The organism is Agromyces albus, from assembly GCF_030815405.1.
Classification (GTDB): domain Bacteria; phylum Actinomycetota; class Actinomycetes; order Actinomycetales; family Microbacteriaceae; genus Agromyces; species Agromyces albus_A.
On the sequence record NZ_JAUSWX010000001.1, the window covers coordinates 2,510,009 to 2,531,023 of the forward strand.

At 70.1% G+C, this 21,015-nt stretch carries 21 protein-coding genes, 1 tRNA gene and 1 pseudogene; 13 read left to right on the forward strand and 10 right to left on the reverse strand.

What is annotated here, in order from left to right:
• Positions 1-44: 44 nt before the first annotated feature.
• Positions 45-700, forward strand: a pseudogene (locus QFZ29_RS20415) (DNA alkylation repair protein).
• Positions 701-737: 37 nt separating this feature from the next.
• Here the strand turns inward: QFZ29_RS20415 and QFZ29_RS11765 are convergent.
• The gene (locus QFZ29_RS11765; RefSeq protein ID WP_306894284.1) at positions 738-2,216 is read right to left on the reverse strand and encodes an MFS transporter; all 1,479 of its coding nucleotides are present in this window, start codon (positions 2,214-2,216) and stop codon (positions 738-740) included.
• Between the two features lie 150 nt (positions 2,217-2,366).
• Here QFZ29_RS11765 and QFZ29_RS11770 point away from each other — a divergent pair, with 150 nt between their 5' ends.
• Both QFZ29_RS11770 and surE read left to right on the forward strand, forming a co-directional pair.
• Positions 2,367-3,350, forward strand: coding sequence for a PfkB family carbohydrate kinase (locus QFZ29_RS11770; RefSeq protein ID WP_306894285.1), 984 nt, complete (start codon positions 2,367-2,369; stop codon positions 3,348-3,350).
• Positions 3,347-4,126, forward strand: a complete 780-nt coding sequence (gene surE, locus QFZ29_RS11775) for a 5'/3'-nucleotidase SurE (RefSeq protein WP_306894286.1) — start codon at positions 3,347-3,349, stop codon at positions 4,124-4,126. The genes QFZ29_RS11770 and surE overlap by 4 nt, the downstream gene beginning before the upstream one ends.
• 47 nt (positions 4,127-4,173) lie before the next feature.
• Here surE and QFZ29_RS11780 read toward each other — a convergent pair.
• From QFZ29_RS11780 to galU, 4 genes are all read right to left on the reverse strand, one after another.
• Positions 4,174-4,246 (reverse strand) — tRNA-Ala (locus QFZ29_RS11780).
• 68 nt (positions 4,247-4,314) lie between these two features.
• A complete protein-coding gene (locus QFZ29_RS11785; RefSeq protein WP_306894287.1) occupies positions 4,315-5,337 on the reverse strand; it encodes a hypothetical protein in 1,023 nt (340 codons plus the stop codon).
• Positions 5,338-5,388: 51 nt separating this feature from the next.
• Positions 5,389-6,057 (reverse strand): GNAT family N-acetyltransferase, encoded by a 669-nt coding sequence (locus QFZ29_RS11790; RefSeq protein ID WP_306896700.1) that lies wholly within the window; start codon positions 6,055-6,057, stop codon positions 5,389-5,391.
• The gene (galU, locus tag QFZ29_RS11795) at positions 6,054-6,953 is read right to left on the reverse strand and encodes a UTP--glucose-1-phosphate uridylyltransferase GalU (protein ID WP_306894288.1); all 900 of its coding nucleotides are present in this window, start codon (positions 6,951-6,953) and stop codon (positions 6,054-6,056) included. The genes QFZ29_RS11790 and galU overlap by 4 nt, the downstream gene beginning before the upstream one ends.
• Before the next feature lie 83 nt (positions 6,954-7,036).
• Between galU and QFZ29_RS11800 the strand changes: the two genes are divergently transcribed.
• Genes QFZ29_RS11800 through mscL form a run of 3 tightly spaced genes read left to right on the forward strand, consistent with a single transcriptional unit; the run spans position 7,037 to position 8,552 of the window.
• Positions 7,037-7,615: a 5-formyltetrahydrofolate cyclo-ligase gene (locus QFZ29_RS11800; RefSeq protein ID WP_306894289.1), complete on the forward strand. Its 579-nt coding sequence runs from the start codon at positions 7,037-7,039 to the stop codon at positions 7,613-7,615.
• Positions 7,616-7,646: 31 nt separating this feature from the next.
• On the forward strand, positions 7,647-8,054 hold the full coding sequence (locus QFZ29_RS11805; protein WP_306894290.1) for an FmdB family zinc ribbon protein: 408 nt from the start codon (positions 7,647-7,649) through the stop codon (positions 8,052-8,054).
• A 36-nt stretch (positions 8,055-8,090) separates the two neighbouring features.
• Complete coding sequence (mscL, locus tag QFZ29_RS11810; RefSeq protein ID WP_306894291.1) at positions 8,091-8,552, forward strand: large conductance mechanosensitive channel protein MscL; 462 nt, start codon at positions 8,091-8,093, stop codon at positions 8,550-8,552.
• Between the two features lie 15 nt (positions 8,553-8,567).
• Here the strand turns inward: mscL and QFZ29_RS11815 are convergent, their stop codons facing one another.
• Both QFZ29_RS11815 and QFZ29_RS11820 read right to left on the reverse strand, forming a co-directional pair.
• Positions 8,568-8,789: a hypothetical protein gene (locus QFZ29_RS11815; RefSeq protein ID WP_306894292.1), complete on the reverse strand. Its 222-nt coding sequence runs from the start codon at positions 8,787-8,789 to the stop codon at positions 8,568-8,570.
• A complete protein-coding gene (locus tag QFZ29_RS11820; RefSeq protein ID WP_373426207.1) occupies positions 8,786-12,556 on the reverse strand; it encodes an AAA family ATPase in 3,771 nt (1,256 codons plus the stop codon). The genes QFZ29_RS11815 and QFZ29_RS11820 overlap by 4 nt, the downstream gene beginning before the upstream one ends.
• A 125-nt stretch (positions 12,557-12,681) precedes the next feature.
• Here QFZ29_RS11820 and QFZ29_RS11825 point away from each other — a divergent pair, with 125 nt between their 5' ends.
• Positions 12,682-12,990, forward strand: coding sequence for a rhodanese-like domain-containing protein (locus QFZ29_RS11825; protein ID WP_306894293.1), 309 nt, complete (start codon positions 12,682-12,684; stop codon positions 12,988-12,990).
• Entirely contained in the window at positions 12,987-13,277 is a 291-nt protein-coding gene (locus QFZ29_RS11830) for a metal-sensitive transcriptional regulator (protein ID WP_306894294.1), read from the forward strand. The genes QFZ29_RS11825 and QFZ29_RS11830 overlap by 4 nt, the downstream gene beginning before the upstream one ends.
• Positions 13,278-13,307: 30 nt before the next feature.
• Here the strand turns inward: QFZ29_RS11830 and ald are convergent, their stop codons facing one another.
• Positions 13,308-14,405, reverse strand: a complete 1,098-nt coding sequence (gene ald, locus QFZ29_RS11835; RefSeq protein WP_306896704.1) for an alanine dehydrogenase — start codon at positions 14,403-14,405, stop codon at positions 13,308-13,310.
• 129 nt (positions 14,406-14,534) lie between these two features.
• Here ald and QFZ29_RS11840 point away from each other — a divergent pair, with 129 nt between their 5' ends.
• From QFZ29_RS11840 to QFZ29_RS11860, 5 genes are all read left to right on the forward strand, one after another.
• Positions 14,535-15,053, forward strand: coding sequence for an Lrp/AsnC family transcriptional regulator (locus tag QFZ29_RS11840; RefSeq protein WP_306894295.1), 519 nt, complete (start codon positions 14,535-14,537; stop codon positions 15,051-15,053).
• 88 nt (positions 15,054-15,141) lie between these two features.
• A complete protein-coding gene (locus tag QFZ29_RS11845; RefSeq protein ID WP_306894296.1) occupies positions 15,142-16,188 on the forward strand; it encodes an ATP-dependent DNA ligase in 1,047 nt (348 codons plus the stop codon).
• A 180-nt stretch (positions 16,189-16,368) separates the two neighbouring features.
• On the forward strand, positions 16,369-16,551 hold the full coding sequence (locus QFZ29_RS11850; RefSeq protein ID WP_306894297.1) for a hypothetical protein: 183 nt from the start codon (positions 16,369-16,371) through the stop codon (positions 16,549-16,551).
• Complete coding sequence (locus QFZ29_RS11855; protein WP_306894298.1) at positions 16,548-16,820, forward strand: hypothetical protein; 273 nt, start codon at positions 16,548-16,550, stop codon at positions 16,818-16,820. Before QFZ29_RS11850 ends, QFZ29_RS11855 begins: the two co-directional genes overlap by 4 nt.
• Positions 16,821-16,868: 48 nt before the next feature.
• Positions 16,869-17,537: a TMEM175 family protein gene (locus QFZ29_RS11860; protein ID WP_306894299.1), complete on the forward strand. Its 669-nt coding sequence runs from the start codon at positions 16,869-16,871 to the stop codon at positions 17,535-17,537.
• Between the two features lie 23 nt (positions 17,538-17,560).
• Here QFZ29_RS11860 and QFZ29_RS11865 read toward each other — a convergent pair whose 3' ends face one another.
• The gene (locus QFZ29_RS11865; RefSeq protein ID WP_306894300.1) at positions 17,561-19,810 is read right to left on the reverse strand and encodes a glycoside hydrolase family 31 protein; all 2,250 of its coding nucleotides are present in this window, start codon (positions 19,808-19,810) and stop codon (positions 17,561-17,563) included.
• On the reverse strand, positions 19,807-20,979 hold the full coding sequence (locus QFZ29_RS11870) for a glycoside hydrolase family 15 protein (RefSeq protein WP_306894301.1): 1,173 nt from the start codon (positions 20,977-20,979) through the stop codon (positions 19,807-19,809). The genes QFZ29_RS11865 and QFZ29_RS11870 overlap by 4 nt, the downstream gene beginning before the upstream one ends.
• Positions 20,980-21,015 lie beyond the last annotated feature (36 nt).

Here is a 21,015-nt window from a genome sequence, read left to right on the forward strand (position 1 = left end):
GGCCGGTGACGGATGCCGCAATGCTCATCGCGACGCTCGAGGCGATGGCGAACGACGAAGAGCGACAGAAATACACTCGCTACTTCGCACCCGATCCCGATGCCCCGTTCCTCGGCGTCCGGATGGGTGCGGTGTTCGAAGTCGCCAAGACGGCGCTCGAACTGCCCGGCTCCGAGCTCGAGGCGTTGCTCGAGCAACCCGCCCACGAGGTGCGCGCACTCGCGTGCAGCATCATGGGCAAGGCGGCGGCCCGCGCGAAGACTCCCGAGGACCGGCGCGCCGAGCTCTACGACCTCTATCTGCGCAGGCACGACCGTATCGACCAGTGGGACCTCGTAGATCTCGCGGCGCGCGACGTCGTGGGCCGCCGCCTGGTCGACCGCGGCCGATCGCCCCTCTACCGCCTCGCGGCATCCGGCTTCTGGCCCGAGCGACGCACTGCGCTCGTGGCGACCTTCGCGTTCCTAAACGAGGCGAGCTCGACGATGCGTATGCGCTCGCCGAGCTGCTCGCCGAGGATCCCGAGCCGTTCGTGCAGAACGCGCTGGGGTGGGTGCTCCGCGCCGCCGGCGACCTCGACGCGGCGCGACTCACCTCGTATGTCGAACGTCACGCACCGACGATGCCGCGCGTCGCCCTTCGTGCGGCGATCGAGCACTTCGCCAAAGACGAGCGGGGGCGAATCCTGGCGATCCGCTGAGGCGGCGTGCTGCCGCGGCATCCGCTCGATCGAACGATCAGGCGAGCGAGCGACGCTGCCGGCGGCGCGCGCCGAGGTCGGCGATGCCCACCGCGAGCGCGACCGCCACGAAGATCGCGACCGCGAGCATGCCGACCCCGTAAGCGTCGTGGTAGACCCCGAGATCCGCGCCCTCTTCACTACCGTTCTCGCGGTAGATCGTCGAGTAGAAGAGCGAGAGCGTCACTGCGGTGCCGACCGCCGTGCCGATGCGCTGGCCGAGCTGGCCGACCGAGCCGGCGAGCCCGCCCTGCTTGACCGGGATGTCGGTGAGCGTGAGGGTCTGGTTCGGCGAGATCACGAGCCCGGTGCCGAAGCCGCCGATGACCATCGCCGCAGCCATCGCCCACGGCGTCATGGCCGGCGGCGTGACGAGTGCCGCGAGCACGAGCAGGCCCGTGCCCGCCAGGAGGATCGCAAGGCCCCACACCACGAGCGGACGGCCCAGCCGGTTCACGAGGTTGCCGCCCATCCACGATGAGACGGCGCTCATGAGCGCGTAGCCGATGCTCACCATGCCGGCGAACACCGGCGCGATGCCGAGGCCGTGCTGCAGGTAGAGCGTCGTGAGCAGGAACGATGACGGCATCGCCGCGAAGAACACGCTCGCGAGCACGGTGCCGTTGCGGAACGAACTCACGCTGAACAGCGAGAGGGGAACGAGCGGATGCCTTCCGGATGCCGCGTAGTGCCGCTCCCACGCGATGAAGCCCGTGACCCCGAGCACGAACACCACGAGCAGCCACCATCGGTCGGGGTTGTCGGAGGGCGAACCCGTCGTGAAGAGGAATGGCCACATGAGCGCCACCACGGTGACCCCGAAGAGCAGCACGCCGATCGGGTCGAGCGAGAGCGGTCGCGAGGACCTCGTTCGGGTCTCGGGGATCAGCCGGAGTGCGAACACGATGGCCACGATCGAGAGGGGCACGTTCATCCAGAAGATGCCGCGCCATCCGTCTTCGGGACCGCCGATGGCGATCGCGAGTCCGCCGAGGGTCGGGCCGAACGCGGTCGCGATGCCGATGGTCGCACCGAAGAGCCCGAAGGCCTTGCCTCGCTCAGGGCCCTGGAAGAGCTGCTGGATGAGCCCGATCACTTGCGGCATCTGGATGCCGGCCGCGACGCCCTGCAGCAGCCGGGCGACGAGCAGCACCGCGGAGTTCGGGGCGACTGCGCACGCGAGGCTCGTGATCGTGAAGAGCGTGAGGCCGATCACGAACAGGTTGCGGCGCGAACGCTGGTCGCCGACGCGACCGGCGGGCACGAGGGTGAGCCCGAAGGTGAGCACATAGCCCGACACGATGAGCTGCAGCTCGGTCGAGGTCGACCCGAATGCCTCTTCGATCGAGGGCAGCGCGACGTTGACCTTCGAGAGGTCGAGGATGGTGAGTGCCGCCACGGCGACGCAGACCCAGTACGCGCGCCAGCGCTTCTGGGGGGTGAGCGGGATCTCCTGCGTGAGCGGCGACTCGGTCATCGTCTCCACCCTACGCCCGCACGAAGACGGGCCTGAACGACGCGGGAGTGCTCGGACCGGCCGAATCATATTCCCCCAGCGGTTCGAACCGATACCCGTAGCGGAGGCGCCGCAGGTCGTCGTAGCGTCGAACACGAGGAGAGGATTCTCATGCCCAATGTCATGATCTTCGCCCCGTCACCGCTCTTGACGGTCACGCTCGAAGGAGACGCGAGCGGCACCGACCTGCACCTCCATGCCGGTGGCCAAGGCGTATGGCAAGCACGGATGCTGCGCACACTCGATTGCACGGTCACGCTGTGCGCCGCACTCACCGGTGAATCAGGTCGCGTCGTCCAGCATCTGCTCGAGGACGAGGGCATCACCGTGCAGGCGGTCCGAAGAGAGGGACGCGGAGCCGCCTACGTGCACGACCGCCGAAGCGGTGAACGCACCGCCGTAGCCGAGCTCCCCGGCGACCCACTGTCGCGCCATGATCTCGACGAGCTCTACGCGATCACCCTCCGAGAGGCGATGGACGCGGACCTCGTGCTGCTGAGCGGCCCATCCGGCGAAGAGGAGGTGCTGCCCGACGATGTCTACCGTCGCCTCGCTTCCGACCTCCATGCCGCCGGCCGTCTCGTCATCGTCGACCTCGCAGGGTCGAGGCTCGCCGCAGCGCTCGCCGGCATGGTACGGCTCGCGAAGGTGAGCGACAGCGAACTGCTCGAATCGGGCGCGGTGACCGACACCTCGACGGATTCGCTCATCGCGGCAGCACTGCACCTCAAGACGAAGGGCGCGCACAGCGTCGTCGTCACGCGCGCCGGCCACCCCACGCTGCTCGTCGAGGGCGACACCGCGGTCTCGGTGCACGTCCCCGTGATGGAAGAGGTGGATTCCAGCGGAGCGGGCGATTCGTTCACCGCGGCAGTGGCCGCCGCACTCGCCCAGGGGCAGTCCCTGCGCGATGCGGTGGCGCTCGGTGCCGCGGCAGGCGCGCTCAACGTGACCCGCCATGGCCTCGGAACGGGCGACGGTCAGGCGATCCGCCGTCTCAGCAAGGACGTCGAGGTGCGGGAGCTCGGCATCGACAACGGCGGCCGGCTCTCGCCCGACGACCTCGCCGCTCGAGTGGAGGTCGATCGCACATGAGGGTGCTCATCACGAACGACGACGGGATCGACTCGCCCGGACTCCACGCACTCGCCGCGAGCGCGATCGCCGAGGGACTCGATGTCGTGGTGGCAGGGCCGGCTCACCAATCGAGCGGCAGCAGCGCGTCGATCCTCGGAGCCGAGTCCGACGGCCGCATCCACATGGAGCCGCGCGAGATCGAGGGACTCAGCGTGCCGTGCTTCGCGGTGCGTGCCGCGCCGGCGCTCATCGCGCTGATCGCCGCGCACGGCGCATTCGGAGCACCGCCCGACGCCGTGCTCTCGGGAGTGAACCGGGGTGCCAATGTCGGGCGCGCGGTGCTCCACTCCGGCACCGTCGGGGCTGCGCTCACGGGCGGCGCGAACGGAGCCCGCGGACTCGCGGTGTCGCTCGACGTCGGCATGCACCCGCTGACGTGTCACTGGGACGTCGCCGCGCGACTCGCCCGCTCGGTGCTGCCTGCACTGCTTGCAAGCCCCCGGGGCACGGTGCTGAACCTCAACGTGCCGAACGATCCAGACGCGGCCGACCGGCCGGTACTGGCTGCGACCCTGGCCACGTTCGGTATCGTGCAGACGACCGCGACCGAGCACGGCGAGGGCGAGGTGCGGATGACCGTCGCGGATACCGACGCCGAGCACGAGCCCGGCAGCGATGCGGCACTGCTCGATCGGGGCCATCCGACCCTCACGTCGATCACCGGCATCGGCGAGGCGCCGCTGCCGGAGGGCACGCCCGTCGACGCACTCGACTCGCGAACAGCGGGTGCCTGAGACGACGAAACGCCCGAGATCTTCACGATCTCGGGCGTTTCACTCGGTGGACCCAGGGGGATTCGAACCCCCGACCTTCTCATTGCGAACGAGACGCGCTACCAACTGCGCCATGGGCCCGAGCGAGAAAGAGCCTATCATTTCCCGGCGGCTGGTTCGGACAGCGCCCGTCGTGACGACCCGCTGCGTCACCCGGCCTGCCGACGACGGCGGAGCACCGCGTCGAGGTCTTCGAAGGCGGGCTTCGCGTCGCCGACGATGCCCATGCCGGCGTACGGATTCGCGGGCTCGGGTGCACGGCGCACTGACTGCCCTGACCTGCTTTCAGTGCGCTCAGCGCCGGATGCCGCTGCCGGCGCAGGCGCGGCCGCCGGCGTGATGTCGGGCACCTCGGGCTCGAGCTCGGCCGAACGGCGGGTGAGCTCGGCCTCGGTCGCCGACCGCTTCAGCTCGGCGGCGGCTTCGATCGATGCCATCGCCGTCGCGGCGATCGTGCCGCGGGAGAGGTGCAGGGGACGCGGCAGCGGTTGCGGCGTCCACCCTTCGGCCGGCGCGGGCTCTTTGGCCAGCTCGATCGGCTCGAACGACACGGTCTCGCGCTCGACGGCGACAGGGGCGACGGCACGGGCCACCTGACGCTTCGCGAGTCGCACGATGCCCGAGAAACCGAGCACCATTCCGAGGCCACCGGCGGCAGGCACCAGGAGCGAACCGCCGAACGCCGCGGCGATGAGGCCCACGACGGCGACGACGAGTGAGGCGAGGAGCGAGAGCGAGCAGAGGGCGCGCTTCCGGCGCAGGGCTCGACGCGCAGCAGCGGCGCTCTCGGGCGTGACCACCGCGATGGGTTCGGTCACGGGATGCGCGGCGATCGCTTCCGCGGCGAGCTCGCGCGCGGCATCCGCTGCTCCCTCTGCGACGCGGCGTTCGGCGATCGCGAGGTGTTCGGCGGCTTCGGCCTCGAGTCGGGCGGTCGTCTCGTGCTCGTGCAGGAGGCGCTGCTGCGTCGCCACTTCGCGCGCGGTCGCCTCGAGGCGCACCGGCTCGGGCATCTCAGCCGTCTCGGCGAGGATGCGCAGGGTCTGCTGCAGGCGCACCGCGTTGCGCTCGGTGGCGAGATACTGCCGCCGGCGCAGCCAGCTCGGCAGCAGGTACGCGATCCAGAGTGTCGCGGCCGCAGCCACGAGAACTCCCCCACCGATCACGTCCATGACACAACGCTAGGTCACCGCGGGCGGAAGGTCCCACTCGCCGCGGGCGTGTCAGCGATCGGCGATCGGCAGCGGGTGTGCGGAGGCCGCCCGGTCTTCTGCCGTGACCCGTGCGGCGTCTTCCGGAACGCGGCCTTCCTGCCATCTGCGGAGCACGCCGCGGGGCACCTCCTCGGCGACGAGGGCGAACGCGAAGTGATCGCGCCAGTCGCCGTTGATGTGGATGAAGCGGCGCCTGAGACCCTCGTACCGGAAGCCGAGCTTCTCGACCACGCGGAGCGACGGGGTGTTCTCGGGCCGGATGCAGATCTCCATGCGGTGCAGGTGGAGTGTGGAGAAGCAGTAGTCGGTCGCGAGGGCGACCGAGACCGGAGTGATGCCGCGTCCCGCGACCTCTTGCGCGACCCAGTAGCCGATCGTGGCCGACGAGAGCGAGCCGAACGTGATCGACGAGACGTTCAGCTGACCGACCAGGCGGCCATCGTGCTCGATCACGAACGGCAGCGCGTTGCCCGCACGAGCATGCGCGAGGAGATTGCGGATGCTCGCCCGGGCGTCGACCACCGATCCCCCGCCCGGGTACGTCGCCTCCCATTGCCGGAGCCAGCTGCGGTTGGCGAGCAGCACCCGTTCGAGGAGCTTCGCGTCACGAGCACGGATGGGGCGCAGCGTGACGTCGCCGTCGCGCAGTGTCGGAAGCACCGCGGTGGGCACGGTCAGGGCCTGTCGAAGGAGGCGACGTACTCGGTGAGCCAGGGCCGGAGCTCGGGTCCGAGATCGTCGCGGTCGGACGCGAGCTGGATGACGGCTTTGATGTAGTCGAGCTTGTCGCCCGTGTCGTACCTCCGGCCGCGGAACACGACGCCGTAGACGCCGCCGGTGCCCTCGACGTCGCCGGCCATCTCCATGAGCGCGTCGGTGAGCTGGATCTCGCCGCCCTTGCCGGGAGGCGTGCGCTCGAGGATGTCGAACACCTCGGGCTTCAGCACGTAACGCCCGATCACCGCAAGGTTGGACGGTGCCACCTCAGGCGCCGGCTTCTCGACGAGGCCCGTGACGCGCACGACGTCGGGGTCGTCGGTGGCCTCGACCGCGGCGGCGCCGTACATCTGGATCGACGCGGGGTCGACCTCGAGCAGGGCGACGATCGAGGCGCCGCGCGCGACGTGCTCGTCGAGCATGCGAGTGAGCAGCGGGTCACGGGCGTCGATGAGGTCGTCGCCGAGGAGCACCGCGAACGACTGATCGCCGACGTGCTTGCGTGCGCGGAGCACGGCGTGGCCGAGTCCCTTGGGATCGCCCTGACGAACGAAGTGCACGTCGGCGAGATCGCTCGACTCCTTCACCCGCTCGAGCTTCTTCTCGTCGCCCTTCGACGCGAGGCTCAATTCGAGCTCGGTGACCCGGTCGAAGTGATTCGCGAGGGCGTTCTTGTTGCGTCCGATGATCATGAGCACGTCGTCGAGACCCGCGGCGACCGCTTCTTCCACGACGTACTGGATCGCGGGCTTGTCGACGACGGGCAGCATCTCTTTCGGCATCGCCTTCGTTGCAGGCAGGAAGCGCGTGCCGAGTCCAGCCGCCGGGATGACGGCTTTGGTGATCCGATCAGTCATGCGATTCAGCGTAGCGGGAAGCGGATGTCGCACGGCCCCACCACGGCCCCGGATTCCTCGCTGCTCCGCTTAGGATGTGTGCCATGCCCGACGATCCGGACGTTCAGAAGCGCGTGCTGCGCGCCGAGCTCCGCGAGCGCCGGCAGAACATGCCCGAGCACGAACGCGAGCTTGCGACCGAGGGATTCACCGCGCGGCTCGAGGAACTGGTGGGTTCGACGGGAGCCACGTCGATCTCCTGCTACCTGTCGATGCCCACCGAGCCGAACACGCGCCCGTTCGTGAACTGGGCGGAGGCCCGCGGCATCCGTGTGCTCTTCCCGGTCACGCGCGAAGACGGCCTGCTCGACTGGACGGTCGGCGAAGACGAGACCGAGTCCTACGGGCTCCACGGCGTGCCCGAGCCGGGCGGCGAATTGCTCGGCCCCATGGCGATCAACGACGTCGACCTCATCCTCGTGCCGGCCGCCGCGATCGACGCCACCGGCATGCGTCTCGGCTGGGGCAGGGGCTATTTCGACAAGACGCTCGGTTCGATGGGAAAATGTCCTCCGGTGTACGCCGTCGTCTTCGACAGCGAATTCGTCGAATCGGTGCCGCGCGAGGTACACGACCAGCCCGTGAACGGCATCGTGACCCCCACCCGCATCATCGCGTTCTGAACTTGCACCGCCCGAAACCGGAAGATTCACCATGCCCACGTATTCCTACCGTTGCACTTCGTGCGACAACGCCTTCGACATCCACCAAGCCTTCACCGACGACACCCTCACGGACTGCGAGGTCTGCGGTGGCCGGCTCCGCAAGCTCTTCAACACCATCGGTGTGACCTTCAACGGGTCGGGCTTCTACCGAACCGACTCGCGTGCGAGCGAGGGCGGATCGGGCTCGGGCTCCGGCGGTTCCAGCTCCGGCGGGTCGGGTTCCGGCGGCTCGGGTGCCGGCGGCTCGGACTCGGGCGGCTCATCGGGTGCCGGGTCGTCGGGCTCCGGTTCCAGCGCGTCGTCGGGCTCCGGTTCCGGCGGCTCTTCCGGCTCCGGTGCGACGAAGTCGACCACCTCGACCGGTTCGGGCGGCGGGTCGTCGGCCGGCACGTCCTGAATTCCAGCAATGCAGTACTCGAGACGAGGAGGAACCGTGCTCAAGGGCTTCCGGGATTTCATCATGCGGGGCAACGTCATCGACCTCGCGGTCGCCGTCGTCATCGGCGCGGCGTTCACCGCCGTCGTCAACTCGCTCGTGACGAACATCTTCAACCCGCTGATCGCTGCGATCTTCAGGGCCGACAGCCTCGACAACGCGCTCGTGGTCAAGATTCCGACCATCGATGGGGCCACTGCCGACGTCAGGTTCGGCGCGGTCCTCGGCGCGATCCTCACGTTCGTGATCGTCGCCGCCGTCGTGTACTTCGTCTTCGTGCTGCCCATCAACACCGTGAAGAAGCACGCGGAGGAGCGGCTGAAGCGCGGCGGCTCGCCTGACTCCACCGACCCGCAACCCGAGACCGAGCTCGTGCTCCTGGGCCAGATCCGCGACGCGCTCGTCGAGCAGCGCAACGGCGGCGCCGTCGACTCCGGCGCGGTGGGCAAGCACCGGTAATACCGAGGCTCCGCCTCAGCCCCAGTGCGGCGGCCGTTCCCTGCTGATGCGGTCGTCGTCGGCGGATGCCGGGCGCTTGCGCTTCGGCGAGCGCTCGTCAGTCTTCGCGCCCTCGGCACTCTCAGCACCGGGCACCGGAGTCTCGGGCGAGGGATCCGATCCGGGTGCCGGCGTCAGCTTGGCTCGACGCGCCCGCCCCGACGCGCGCTCGACCCGCTGGCGCGGCTCGTCGGTCATCGGCGTGCGGTCGCGGCATTCGCCGGCCGCTCGACCTCTGGCTTGCCGAGCAGCGCGGCGACCCGCATGGCGACCGCCTCGGGGTTGCCGAAGAGCTCGAAGCTGTGCACCCGCAGGTAGTGCCAGCCGAGCCGGCGCAGCACGTCGGGCCGGAGCCGCAGCGACTCCCTGAGGCTGAGGCCCGCGAGGGCGTCATCCGTCTCGACCACGACCGCCTTGCCGGCGTGCGCCGCCGCGAGCGCGAGTCGGCCGCGGTGTCCGACGCTGACCCGGATGCCGCGCCGCTCGAGCCTGGTCGCGAGGTCCTGCAGCATCGACGAGCTCGCCACTGGCGCCGGTTGCTCCGCAGCGCGTTCCTCGGTCTGCGAGAGCACGTTCGCGAGCGCGAGCACGCCGTGGCTCTGGCGGTCTTCGTCGATGTCTTCCGGGCGGAACGCCGAGACGAGGTCCATCGAGCGCCGGGCGCGGGTCATGCCGACCGCGAGCAGGCGATCACCGCCGGGTTCGCCGAGCGAGCCGAAGCTCGAGAGCAGGCGTCCGTGCGGGGTGCGCCCGTAGCCCACCGAGAAGATGACCCGGTCGCGGCTCTGCGCCACGGCCTGCTCGAGCGTGAGCACCGTGAACGGCTCGGCTCGGTCTTTCAGGATGAAGTCGGAGAGGTCGGTGCGCTTGGCGAACGCGGCGAGCACGGCCTGGTGCACTCGCGCGGCGTGCCTGGCGCTCGCCGTGATCACCATGAGCGACTCGCGGGGGCGCTTCACGGCGTGCTCCATGACGAGCTCGACGACCTTCGCCACCTCGGAATCGATGCTCTCGACGGTGCCCGTCGTGGGATCGGGCAGTCCGTTGCCCTTCACGTAGTGCAGGCCGAGGCTGCCATGGCCGAGGAAGCTGCCGGCCCACGGCAGCGAGACGATGCGCCCGGCATAGAAGCGGTTGTTCACGAGCTCGGCGAGGTCTTCGCCGCCGGCTCGATAGCTGCGCGTGAGGGTGAGCGTCGGCAGCAGCTCGCCGAGCCGGGCGAGCGCGGAATCGGCGTGCAGCGCGTCGACACGGTGCTCGGGGGCGGGTTCGTCGGGGCGCTCGAGGTCGGCGATCGCCGTCTCGAAGAGCGTGGGGGTCTGCGTCACGGGGTCGCCGAACGCCACGACCTGCTTCGCTCGCCGGATGGCACCGAGGTTCTCGGCGATCGTCGTCGCGCCCGCGTCGACGAGGATCACGGTGTCGAACGAGATCGAGTCGTCGATCGCGGCGACATCGTAGGGAGAGGCGAGCCAGACGGGAGCGAGGGCGCGGAACAGGTGCGGGGTCTCAGCGTGCAGGGCGGTCGGCCGCACGCGATCGCCGCGCAGCATCCGCTTCAGCCGATCAGCCTCTTCGGGATGATCGAGGAGCGCGATCTTCCAGTTCTCGGCGAGCCGCCAGGCCAATTGCGGACCGGCGGCCGAGGCGTGCGCCTCGTCGACGAGGCGGAAGTCGGCCTCGAGCCGGTCGAGCACCGTCGTGTTCGCCCCGAGGAGCGCCTTGTCGCTCGCGAGCATCGACTCGAGCACCGATTGCCACCACGCGAGCTCGAGCTCAGCTGCGACGGCGCTCTCGGGAACGTGACGCTTGGCGAGGTCGAGGAGCAGCGGGTCGAGGCCGAGGTCGCGCAAGCGGGAGAGCACCGCAGTGCGCTCCTGCAGGTTCGTGAGCACTTCGGACTCGGCGGCGAGCCCCGCGAGCGTCATCACCAGTTCGCGCACGGGGCGCGCAGCGAGCTGCCTCGGGGTTCCGACCACGCCGAGGGGGCCGTCGAGCACCTGAAGATCGCTCGCCACCGTCTGGAACGCGACGTGCACCTCGTCGATGCCGACCGGCACGCCGGGGATCGCTCCGGCCTCGGAGTACCGCTGCCAGAGCGTGCGCTGCTGCTGGATGCCGCGGAGTGCCCCGTTGAGGTCGGTGACGTGCACCCCGGGTCGAACGTACTCGAGCGCGAGCCGGCGAAGCCGGCGGCGGTTCGCGCCGGACATCCCGGGCGAGTCGCGTCGCGAGGAGGTCGCGGAGATGAGCTCGCCGAGCGGCCGGTCGTAGACCGAGGGCTGGAAGCGGTCGAGCGTCTCGCGCACGTCGAGGAGGAGGCGGAGGAACACTCCGAGCTCCGCGACCGACTCGAAGGGGCGGAGCCGCGTCTGCGCGATGAGCCCTCGGCCGCGTTCGAGGAGCCGGGGCAGCGCGACGCTGCTGAGTCGCTTCGCGAGCTCGTGCGCCGTGGTCGCCTCGGTCGTCGAGGTGAATGAGGCGCCGTACCAGGGCGAGTCACCCGGTCCGTACTTGAACTCGCCGAGCGCTGCCGCGCGCACGAGGTCGCGCGAGACGGCGTCACGACCCTCGGCGAGCGCCACGAGCGAGGCGTGGTCGAGGCGCGCCGTCGTGGAGGGCGCTCCGGGCACGAGGGCGAGGCGGGCGAGTTCGCTGAGCGCGTCGAGCACCGAGACGTGGAGCTCGGGGTCGCGCCGCGTGAGCGCCGAGCGATAGTCGAGCAGGACCTTCCGAAGTCGCACGAGGGCGTCGTCGACATCGGCGACGCGCGGCCGATCGGCCTTCTCGTTGCGGGAGATCGACTGGATGAGCTCGCGGCGCAGCCCCGCGGTCGTGACGGCGGCACCTCCGAGGCCCACCTGGCCGAGCCGGTGCGCGATGCCGTCGAGGCTCGCCCGCCGTGAGCCGACGACGAGCACGCGCTTGTCCTTCGCCACGAGGGCGCCGATCGCGTTGACGATCGTCTGGGTGCCACCCGTGCCGGGCAGGGTCTTCACCACGAGGGACGCGCCCGACTCGATCTCGGCGACCGCCTGCTCCTGCTCGGGGTCGGCATCGAGCAGGAGGGTGTCGGTCGACGGCGGGCGCTCGTCTTGCGCGACGGGTCGTGCGCGCTCGGTCTCGACGGCGAGGGCGGCACGCGCTGCGGGATTGCCCGCGATCGCGTCGATGACGGGATGGTCGAGCTGCGTGGCATCCGCCGCCATCGCGGGGCCCACCTCGGCGAATGAGGAGACGACGAGCCGCGGCGCGACGTGGAACCAGGGCAGGTGCGAGGTCAGGCCGCGCAAGCGGTCGATGACCGGCTGCGGTTTGAACACGCCGTTCGTGATGGCGAGCGCGACGAAGGCCTCGGCGTCGAGCGTGATCTGGAACTGCTCGCGCAGCTCGCGAGCGAGCGCCGGGTTCAGGTAGGGCTGGCCCTTGAGCTTCAGTTCGAAGTCCCGGCCGTAGCGGCGGATCGCGAGCGGTCGCAGGAGCACCGGCGCGAGATACTCCTCGCCTGCGTTGCGCCACGAGGCGAGGCCGATCGCGAGGTGCACCGACTCGATGCCGCGCACCGAGCGCAGCTCGATGCCCTTCTGGGTGATCTCGGCAGCGGCCAGGCGGGCGTTGCGCAGCGCGAGTTCGTCGCGGATGAGGCTCGACAGCAGGGTCGACTTGCCCGTGATGAATTGCGGGAGCCCTCCCGGATGCGTCGTCGAGAGCTCGATGCGGGTGCGCGGCGAGTCAGCGAAGCGCGCGAGAGGCGATCGACCGCCGACGGCCGCGAGCTCGCCTTGCCAGCGGCGCCACACGGGCTCGGCGACATTGCCTGCGACGAGCTCTGGGTCGCCGAGGCTGAGGCCGTTGGGGCTCGTGATGTCCTGTCGCATGGGATCCGGTGTCAGTTGTTCGGCTGCGGCATCCGTCTCGGAACGGAGGATCTCCCCCTCGTCATCGTTCCGATCGAGCCGCCACACACCGACACCATACGGCGAATCCGCCCGAATCACTGGAGCATCGCCGCGCTCGGCCGGGTTTCGATACCCCCTGGGTATCGTGCTACCGTCGGGCGAACCGCTCGCGCCCACCAGGAGGACCCCAGTTGCAGACGATCTCCCCCATCGACGCGCACGCGATCGACGACGCCTTCATCCTCGACGTGCGCGAGCCCGGCGAGCGCTCCCAGGCGCACATCGACGGCACGCTCCATATCCCGCTCGGCACCCTCATCGAGCGGCTCGACGAGATCCCGCGTGACCGCACGGTCTATGTGATGTGCCATGTCGGCGGACGCAGCGCGCAAGCCGTGCACTACCTCGAGTCGCAGGGGGTCGACGCTGTCAACATCGAGGGCGGCATCCTCGAGTGGTATCGCGCCGGCCTGCCGCTGACCCTCGGCGATGCCGAATGAACCCGAGGCATCCGACGACCGACGACGCGAAACGGCGCATCGCCAACCGCCTGAAGCGCGCGCGGGGCCAGTTGAACGCGGTCATCGACGCGGTCGAGTCGGGCGGCGACTGCCGCAGCGTCGTGACGCAACTCGCGGCGGTCTCGAGCGCGCTCGACAAGGCGGGCTTCGCGATCATCTCGAGCGCGATGCGCGAATGCCTCAGCGAGGATGCAGACGTGGTGTCCGACGGCGAAGACCGCCTCACCGTGGCGGAGCTCGAGAAGCTCTTCCTCACGCTCTCGTGAGCCTGCCGCCACTCGACCCGCCTCGACCGGTTACGCGCTCGCGAGCTCCAGGCCGTGCGCGAGTGCAACGCCCGCGTTCGTGAGTCGCCCGGCGACGGCATTCAGGCCCTTCGCGAGGGCAGGGTCCGCCTCGAGGGCCGCCTTCCAGCCGAGGTCGGCGATCTTCAGCGTGTAGGGCAGGGTCGCGTTCGTGAGCGCCGGCGTCGCCGTGGCGGGCACTGCGCCCGGCATGTTCGCGACGCAGTAGAAGATGGCGTCGTGCACCCGGAAGGTCGGCTCGGCGTGGGTTGTGGGGTGCGAGCCCTCGAAGCATCCGCCCTGGTCGATCGCGACGTCGACGAGCACGGCCCCCGGCCGCATCGCGGCGACCATCTCGTCGGTGACGACCTTCGGAGCGGCGGCGCCGGGCACGAGCACCGCGCCGACCACGAGGTCGGCGTCTTTCACCTGGCGGGCGATCTCGTAGGGCGAGGAGGCGAGCGTGCGGATGGCGCCGCCGTAGCGAGCGTCGAGCTCGCGAAGGCGAGGCAGCGAGATGTCGAGCACGGTGACGTCGGCGCCCATGCCATGGGCGGATGCCGCGGCCTGCTCCCCCGCGACGCCGCCGCCGATCACGACCACCTTGGCCTTCGCCGTGCCCGGCACGCCCGCGAGCAGCACTCCCCGCCCGCCACGCGAGGCGTGCAGGTGCGATGCGCCCTCTTGCGGCGCGAGCCGGCCGGCGACCTCGCTCATGGGGGTGAGCAGCGGCAGGGTGCGGTCGGCGAGCTGCACCGTCTCATACGCGATCGCCGTCGCGCCCGAGTCGAGGATCGCTCGCGTGAGCGGCAGGTCGGCCGCAAGGTGCAGGTAGGTGAAGAGGATGAGGTCAGGGCGGAGGAAGCCGTACTCCAACGCGATCGGCTCCTTGACCTTCAGCACGAGCTCGGCCGACCACGCCTCGCCGGCCGTGCCGACGATCGTGGCGCCGGCCGCGAGGTACTCCGCGTCGAGGTATCCGGCGCCGACTCCTGCGCCCGCCTGGATCGCGACCTCGTGACCGCGCAGCGACAGGGCGTGTGCGCCGGCGGGCGTCATCGCGACGCGGAACTCGTTGTTCTTGATCTCTGCAGGCACGCCGATGCGCATGGTCACTCCGAATGCTGTGTGGATGAGTACCTCCATGTTCGCTGCTTGTTCGTCAACTGGGAACCCTTGCCGCACAGAATTCGGTAGAGTGGCGGCATCCGTCGCAAATGTTCGGAAAGGCACCCTCTCGTGGTCGATCTGCCGCAGATGAGCGAACCGGCCGCTTCGGGTCCGGCCCCGATCGTGCTCGACGCGATCGATCGCGCGATCATCACGCGCCTGCACGAGAACGCCCGCATCCCCAACATCGACCTCGCTCGCGCGGTCGGCGTCTCGCCCTCGACGTGCCTCGCCCGGGTGCGCTCCCTCCGCGAGCGCGGCGTCATCATCCGCTACACCGCCGAGATCAACCCCGCAGCCCTCGGCTTCACCCTGCAGGCGCTCGTGAGCGTGCGCATCCGGCCCGGCGCCCGCCACCTCATGGAGCAGATCTCCGACGAGCTGCGCACGCAGCCCGAGGTGGCGCAGCTCTTCTTCCTCGGCGGCGCCGAGGACTTCCTGATCCACGTGCGCGTTCGCGACAGCGAGCACGTGCGGCAGTTCGTGCTCAACAACCTCTCGGCGAACCCCGCGGTCGCCCTCACCGAGACGAACCTCGTGTTCGAGCACCACACCGCGCTGTCGGCAGGGCTGCGCACCGTGCTCTGAGCGCGAGCGCACGCGCTGCGTGCTCCGAGCTCCGAGCGCGAACGCCGAGCACTCGCCGGCCGCGGCATCCGGGGCCTATCGTTGACGAATGGCGATCAACCTGGACGTCGCGCCGATGCTCGCGAAGGCCGTGCCGTCGGTGCCCGAGCCCGACTCGGTCGAGGGCGGTCTCGTCTACGAGCCGAAGTGGGACGGATTCCGCGGCATCGTCGCGTTCGACGGCGAGCAGGTCGAGATCGGCAGCCGCGGCGCCAAGCCGCTGACCCGCTACTTTCCCGAGCTCGTCGAGGCGTTCGCCCGGCTGCTGCCCGAGCCGTGCGTGCTCGACGGCGAGATCGTGATCAGCGCCGGCGCGACCGGCGGGCAACGGCTCGACTGGGAGCAGCTCTCGCAACGCATCCACCCCGCGGCGAGCCGCGTCGAGCTGCTGGCGCGAGAGACGCCGGCGATGTTCGTCGCATTCGACCTGCTCGAGGTCGGCGGCCGGTCGCTCATCGAGCAGCCGTTCTCGGAGCGACGAGCCGCGCTCGAGCGACTCGTCGGCGGCATCGGCCACCCGATCCACCTCACGCGCATCACCTCCGACGTCGAACTCGCGCGCCGCTGGTTCGAGGAGTTCGAGGGCGCCGGCCTCGACGGCGTCGTGGCCAAGCCGCTCGCCGCGCCCTACGCGCCGGGCAAGCGAGTGATGCTGAAGGCGAAGCATCACCGCACCGCCGACGTCGTCGTGGTCGGCTATCGGGTGCACACGTCGGGCCGAGGTGTCGGCTCATTGCTGCTCGGCCTCTACGACGACTCGGGCGGGTTGCGCAATGTCGGCGGCGCCTCCGCGTTCAGCGATGCTCGACGGCTCGAGCTCATCGACGAGCTCGAGCCCTACGTGATTCGCGACCCGAACGGCGAGGCGATCCGCGGCGAGACGGATCGCAGCCGCTTCTCGTCGAGCCGAGACGTCTCCTTCGTTCGCCTTCGCCCCGAGCTCGTGGCCGAGGTGCGCTACGACCAGCTCGAGGGAGCGAGGTTCCGCCACACGGCGCAATTCGCGCGCTGGCGTCCTGACCGCGAGCCGCGCTCGTGCACGTTCGACCAGCTCGATCGGCCCCTCGCCTACGACCTCGGCGACGTACTGGCCTGATCCAGGCTCTGGCCTGATGGCGACGTATCGGCTGGCCACGTACCGGCCTCATTCAGGTCAGGAGTAGCACGCGGCTCACGCCGGGTCAATCCCCTGCCGCGGCGAGGAACCGTCGCGTACTGTCGAACACGGCCGGGCTCGATGGAGAGCACCGGCCACCCATGAGAGAGGGAGCCGCCGATGTCCGATTCTGGCCCAGAGGTTCCGAATGGTCCAGAAGATCCGGACGCGGCGGAGGAACTCGACGCGGCGGTCCACGCCGTCGAGCAGCACCACCGGGCCGAGGAAGAGGCAGACCCCGATGAGCGGGTGGTCGTGCGCGACCCGGAGACCGGCGAGATTTCCGAGGAGCCGGCACAATGAGTTCGATCATCGACCACCCCGAGCACGATGAGCGCCGGCGCGGCGCTCACGGCCTGCCACCCATCGGCGTGTGGTGGCCCATGCTCGAACGCACCCTCCAACTCGAAGTACTCGAGAACCTGAACGCCCCCTTGCGGTGGTTCGTGGTGCGACGCATCTATGAGCTCTGCGAGCTCGACGCCGGTCCGATCCCGCGCCTCGGCGTGCGGCTCGGCGAGAACGAGCGCGCGTACATCGCCGGTTGGTCTCACGCCGTCGACTGGAACTGACCGGCGAGTCGGATGCCGCGTGGCGCCGCGGCGCGCCACACTCCTGTCGTGGGCACCACAACGGAACCGGCCGCGAGACACTACCGCCGTGACAGCATCGAGTTCGCTCGCGCCTTCACGTTCTTCGACGCCGTCTACGCGTTCGCGCTGACGCTGCTGGCGGTGAACATCGATCCGCCCGACGGCGCCGAGTGGGCGGACCCCGGCACCCTGCTCGCCAGCGGGCTCGGCATCCAGCTCATGGGCTTCGCCATCAGCTTCGTCGTGATCGCAGTGTTCTGGCGCGTGAACCATCGTCTGGTCGCCGGGTTCCTGGCCCTGAGTCCCGCAGTGATCGTGGCCAACCTCGTGGCCATCGCGTTCGTCGTGCTCATCCCCTTCTCGACGCAGGGCATCAGCGACGAGGGCAGCAGCGATGCGCCGCTCGCCGTCGCGATCTACGCGGTGAACATCTCGGCGGCGATCTTCGCGCAGTCGGCGATGTTCTTCGTCGCCCGGCATGACGGGATCCTCGCCGATCCCCTTCCCCGACGTGCCGACCTCGTGAACCTCCTCGACACGATGACGACGCCGCTGGTCTTCCTCGCGTCGATCCCCATCGCGTATGCGTTCGGCACCGATTGGGGGCGCTTGACGTGGCTGCTGCTCATCGTCATCGGACCGCTCAGCGGCAACTGGGCGTCCCGACGCGTCGCGCGCATCCGCGCCGCGGGGTGACGCCGGCTCGAACGACCGAGCGCTCAGCGATCACCGCGGAAGATCGCTGCGAGCTCCGGCCACGCGTCGGGTCTGGCGTACACCGGCACCTCGTCGATCTCCGTCGAGCGAAGCACGACGCTCGGCCCCTCGTGCACGGCACCCGTCCACACGTCCACCCACGCCCCGGGCGGCAGTGCCACCTCATGCTCGGTCTCGCCCTCGACGACGACCGGCGAGACGAGCAGGTCGCGACCGAGCATCCATTGCAACGGATGCGACCACGCCGCATCCTCCGCCGGATGCTCGAAGTACACGGGCCGCATCAAGGGTGCACCGACCGCGATGGCCGCTCGCGCCTCGGCCGCGAGATACGGGACGAGTCGCTCGCGCAAGTGGGCGAACGAACGGAAGACCGGGAGGACCCGATCGTCACCGGTTCGCTCGGCGATGTTCCACGGCGTGCGGTCGTGCGACGGCTGCCGGTGGTGGTTGAACTCCGAGTGGTACTGCATGATCGGCACGAACACCGAAGCCGCACTGGCACGCAGGTAGAGCTCGGCCGTCGGCACGTCGCCCGAGAAACCCGCGATATCCCAGCCCCAATAGAGGATTCCGCTCGCCGACGCCGAGAGGCCGGCGAACAGCGACCAGCGGAACGCCTCCCACGTGGAATTCTCGTCGCCGGCCCAGAACGCCCCGTGCGCCGGGGAACCCGTGAAGCCCGCGCGGCTGAACGTGACCGGTGCCTTGCCGGCCGAACGCAGCAGGTCGCCGTACGCCTTCGCGTAGGCGACGGGGAACCTGTTGTTGCCCTCGTCACCGCGCGTGCCGTCGAGATACTCGAGTTGGCGGCCCCACGCATGCTCGCCGCCGTCGGTCTTGAAGCCGTCGATGCCGACCTCCTCGACGAGGTAGCGGCGCTGCTCGGTCCACCAGCGCGCCGCGCGGGGGTCGGTGAGGTCGGGCATGAGCGCGAGCGGGAACCACCAGCCGCGATTTCGGTACGGACGAAGGGCGCCCCGTGCACCCGGTTCCCGGATGAGCACGTTCGCCTCGACCGCGGCCCGCGCGTCGGCGGCCGCCTGGCCCTTCGGGTGCGGTCGCATCTTCATGAGCGGGATCTGCCAGAGATGCACGCGCACGCCGCGATCGTGCAACTCGTCGACCATGCCCTTGGGGTCGGGCCACGCACCATCGGGCGGGAAGGTGAAGTCCGCGAGCCGCGCGGGTGCGCCGTGCTCACGCACCTCGGAGTGCGCGTCACGGAACGCGGTGAACGTCTGCTCGTCGCTCCAGGCCTCGATCACGAGCGAACCGACAGGGATGTCGTGCTCGACGTGGGCGTCGAGCTCGCGCATGACGCGCTCCTGCGTGTTCCATTCGTTGCCGCTCGCCCAGAGCCGGAACACCCAGTCGGGCAACTCCTCGGGGCGGCCCGTCTCGTCGAGGAAGGCGTCGAGCACGGCGGGCGGCGTGCCGTCGTAGATGGCGAGATCGACGGCGGGGTCGCCGCTCGCGGCATCCGTCTCCACCTCGACGGTGAGGCGATCGGGGTGCGCGGCGCCCACGTCGAACCAGACGCGCCGGCTCGTGCGCACGTGGAAGCCCCATCCGGTGCCGCCCACGACATGTGCGAACGGCATGGGGAGGTAGGTCTTGCGCTCGGCGCCCTGGCTCTTGTACTGCTCGAACACGATGGAATCGAGGCGGGCGCCGCGATGGTCGAGGGCGTCGAAGCGCTCGCCGAAGCCGGTCACATGCTCCGACTCGGTGAGCGGCAGCGCGAATCGAACCCGACGCACGCGGGCCCCGTCGCTCAGCACCTCGACCGTGCCGGGCAGCACTCGCCTCGCGCCGTGCTGCGTCACCGTCGCGTCGGGGCCGGTGGACCAATTCGACGTCGTGGTCTCGAACCATCGAGTGCGCGCGAGTGCACCGCTGTCAGTCGAGCCGGCGAAGCGGTAGCGGATGCCGCCGCCCGCAGCGGGGGCCTCGATCACCGCCGTCCAGCCGCCCGACGCCCGCGCGAGCCGCGCCTGCGCGGAGGCCAGGTGGCCGCCGTCGAGCGTCTGGCCGCGCGATCGGCGGCCCGTGCGGGTGAGCGGAACCCGCGAGGTCTCGACGACACCGTCGGGCGACGTCACCTCGAGCTCGAGGTCGACCGCACCGATGTCGGGCGTCGCCCGTACGCCGAGCGTGAGCGGCTCGCCCGCCACCGGGTCGACGGGCGAACGCTGCTCGGTGTCGACGGAGTACGGATGCCCCGATCCGAACGGGCGGTGCCGGATCATCGACCGGCCCCGGCCCCGGCCCCGGCCCCGGCCCCGGCACCGAGCTCGACACCGAGTTCGACGGCGAGCCGCACGAGCATCGCATGGCTCCACAGGAGCGGTGTCGCCACCGTTCCCCAGCGCTCGACCCACTCGTCGAACCGATCGGGGGCGAGCACGTGCGTCCGGACCTGTTCGGGCAGGTCGCCCGACTCGGTGGCGGTCGACGCGGCCCAGCTGAAGAGCGCCTCGGCCGCCGCGGTGTTGCCGGCTCTCGATTCGGCGATGCCGAGGAAGCACGAGAGCAGCGGCCATTGCCCGCCGCCGTAGAACGTGTCGGCGAGATAGCGGTGCACGCCGTCGTCGACGGCCAACTCGCCTCGAACGGCGGCGATGGTCGCCAAGCCCAGTTCGGAGGTCGCGGGCACGACGTCGAGCAGTCCCACCACGGCGGCAAGGCTCGCGTCGACCTCGCGGCTGCCGATCCACTTCGAGAGGTGGCCGTCGACGACGCCGTCGCGGTGGATCCGTTCGAGGATCGCGGCCTCGGCCGATCGGGCGAGTTCGATCCGCTCTGCGTCGAGCACGCCGATCGAGGCCGCCTCCCGGAGACCCGCAGCGATGCATCCGAGCGTCGAGACGTGCACGTGCTCGGCGTGCTCCTCCCACCAATCGAAGCACGGCCGCTCCCACGATGCGATGAGGTAGTCGACGGTCAGTTCGATGGCGCGCCGCCACGGAGTTGGGTCGCCGCCATGACGCCGCACATGCTGGCCGGCGGCCCAGAGCCACGTGCCGTATCCGTCGAGTTGGAAATCCCACCAGTCATCGGAGCCCTCTTCACCGGCGAAGGTGAAGCGAGTGCCGAGCATCTCGTGATCGGCGACGGGCGCTCCTGCCCGAGCAGCGGCGATGATCGCCTCGATGCGAGCTTCCCGTGCCTCGAGCACGGCCGCACACCACGAGAAGAACCGCTCGGCCGAGTCGGTCGATCCTGCGGCGGACATCGCGTCCGCGATGAACGCGCCGTCGCGGAACCAGCTGTATCCGGCGTACGCCGAGAACGACGGGCTCGCAGGGTAGGCGCCGTCGGCGTCTTGCAAGTGCTCGATGAGCTGCACGCCGAGTCGTGCCGGTTCGATGAAGTCGACGCGCGGCGTCGACGGCGGGGTGGCGGCCTGGAGGGTCATCCGTCAGCTCTCTGTGTTCGGTGGTCAGGTCGAGGG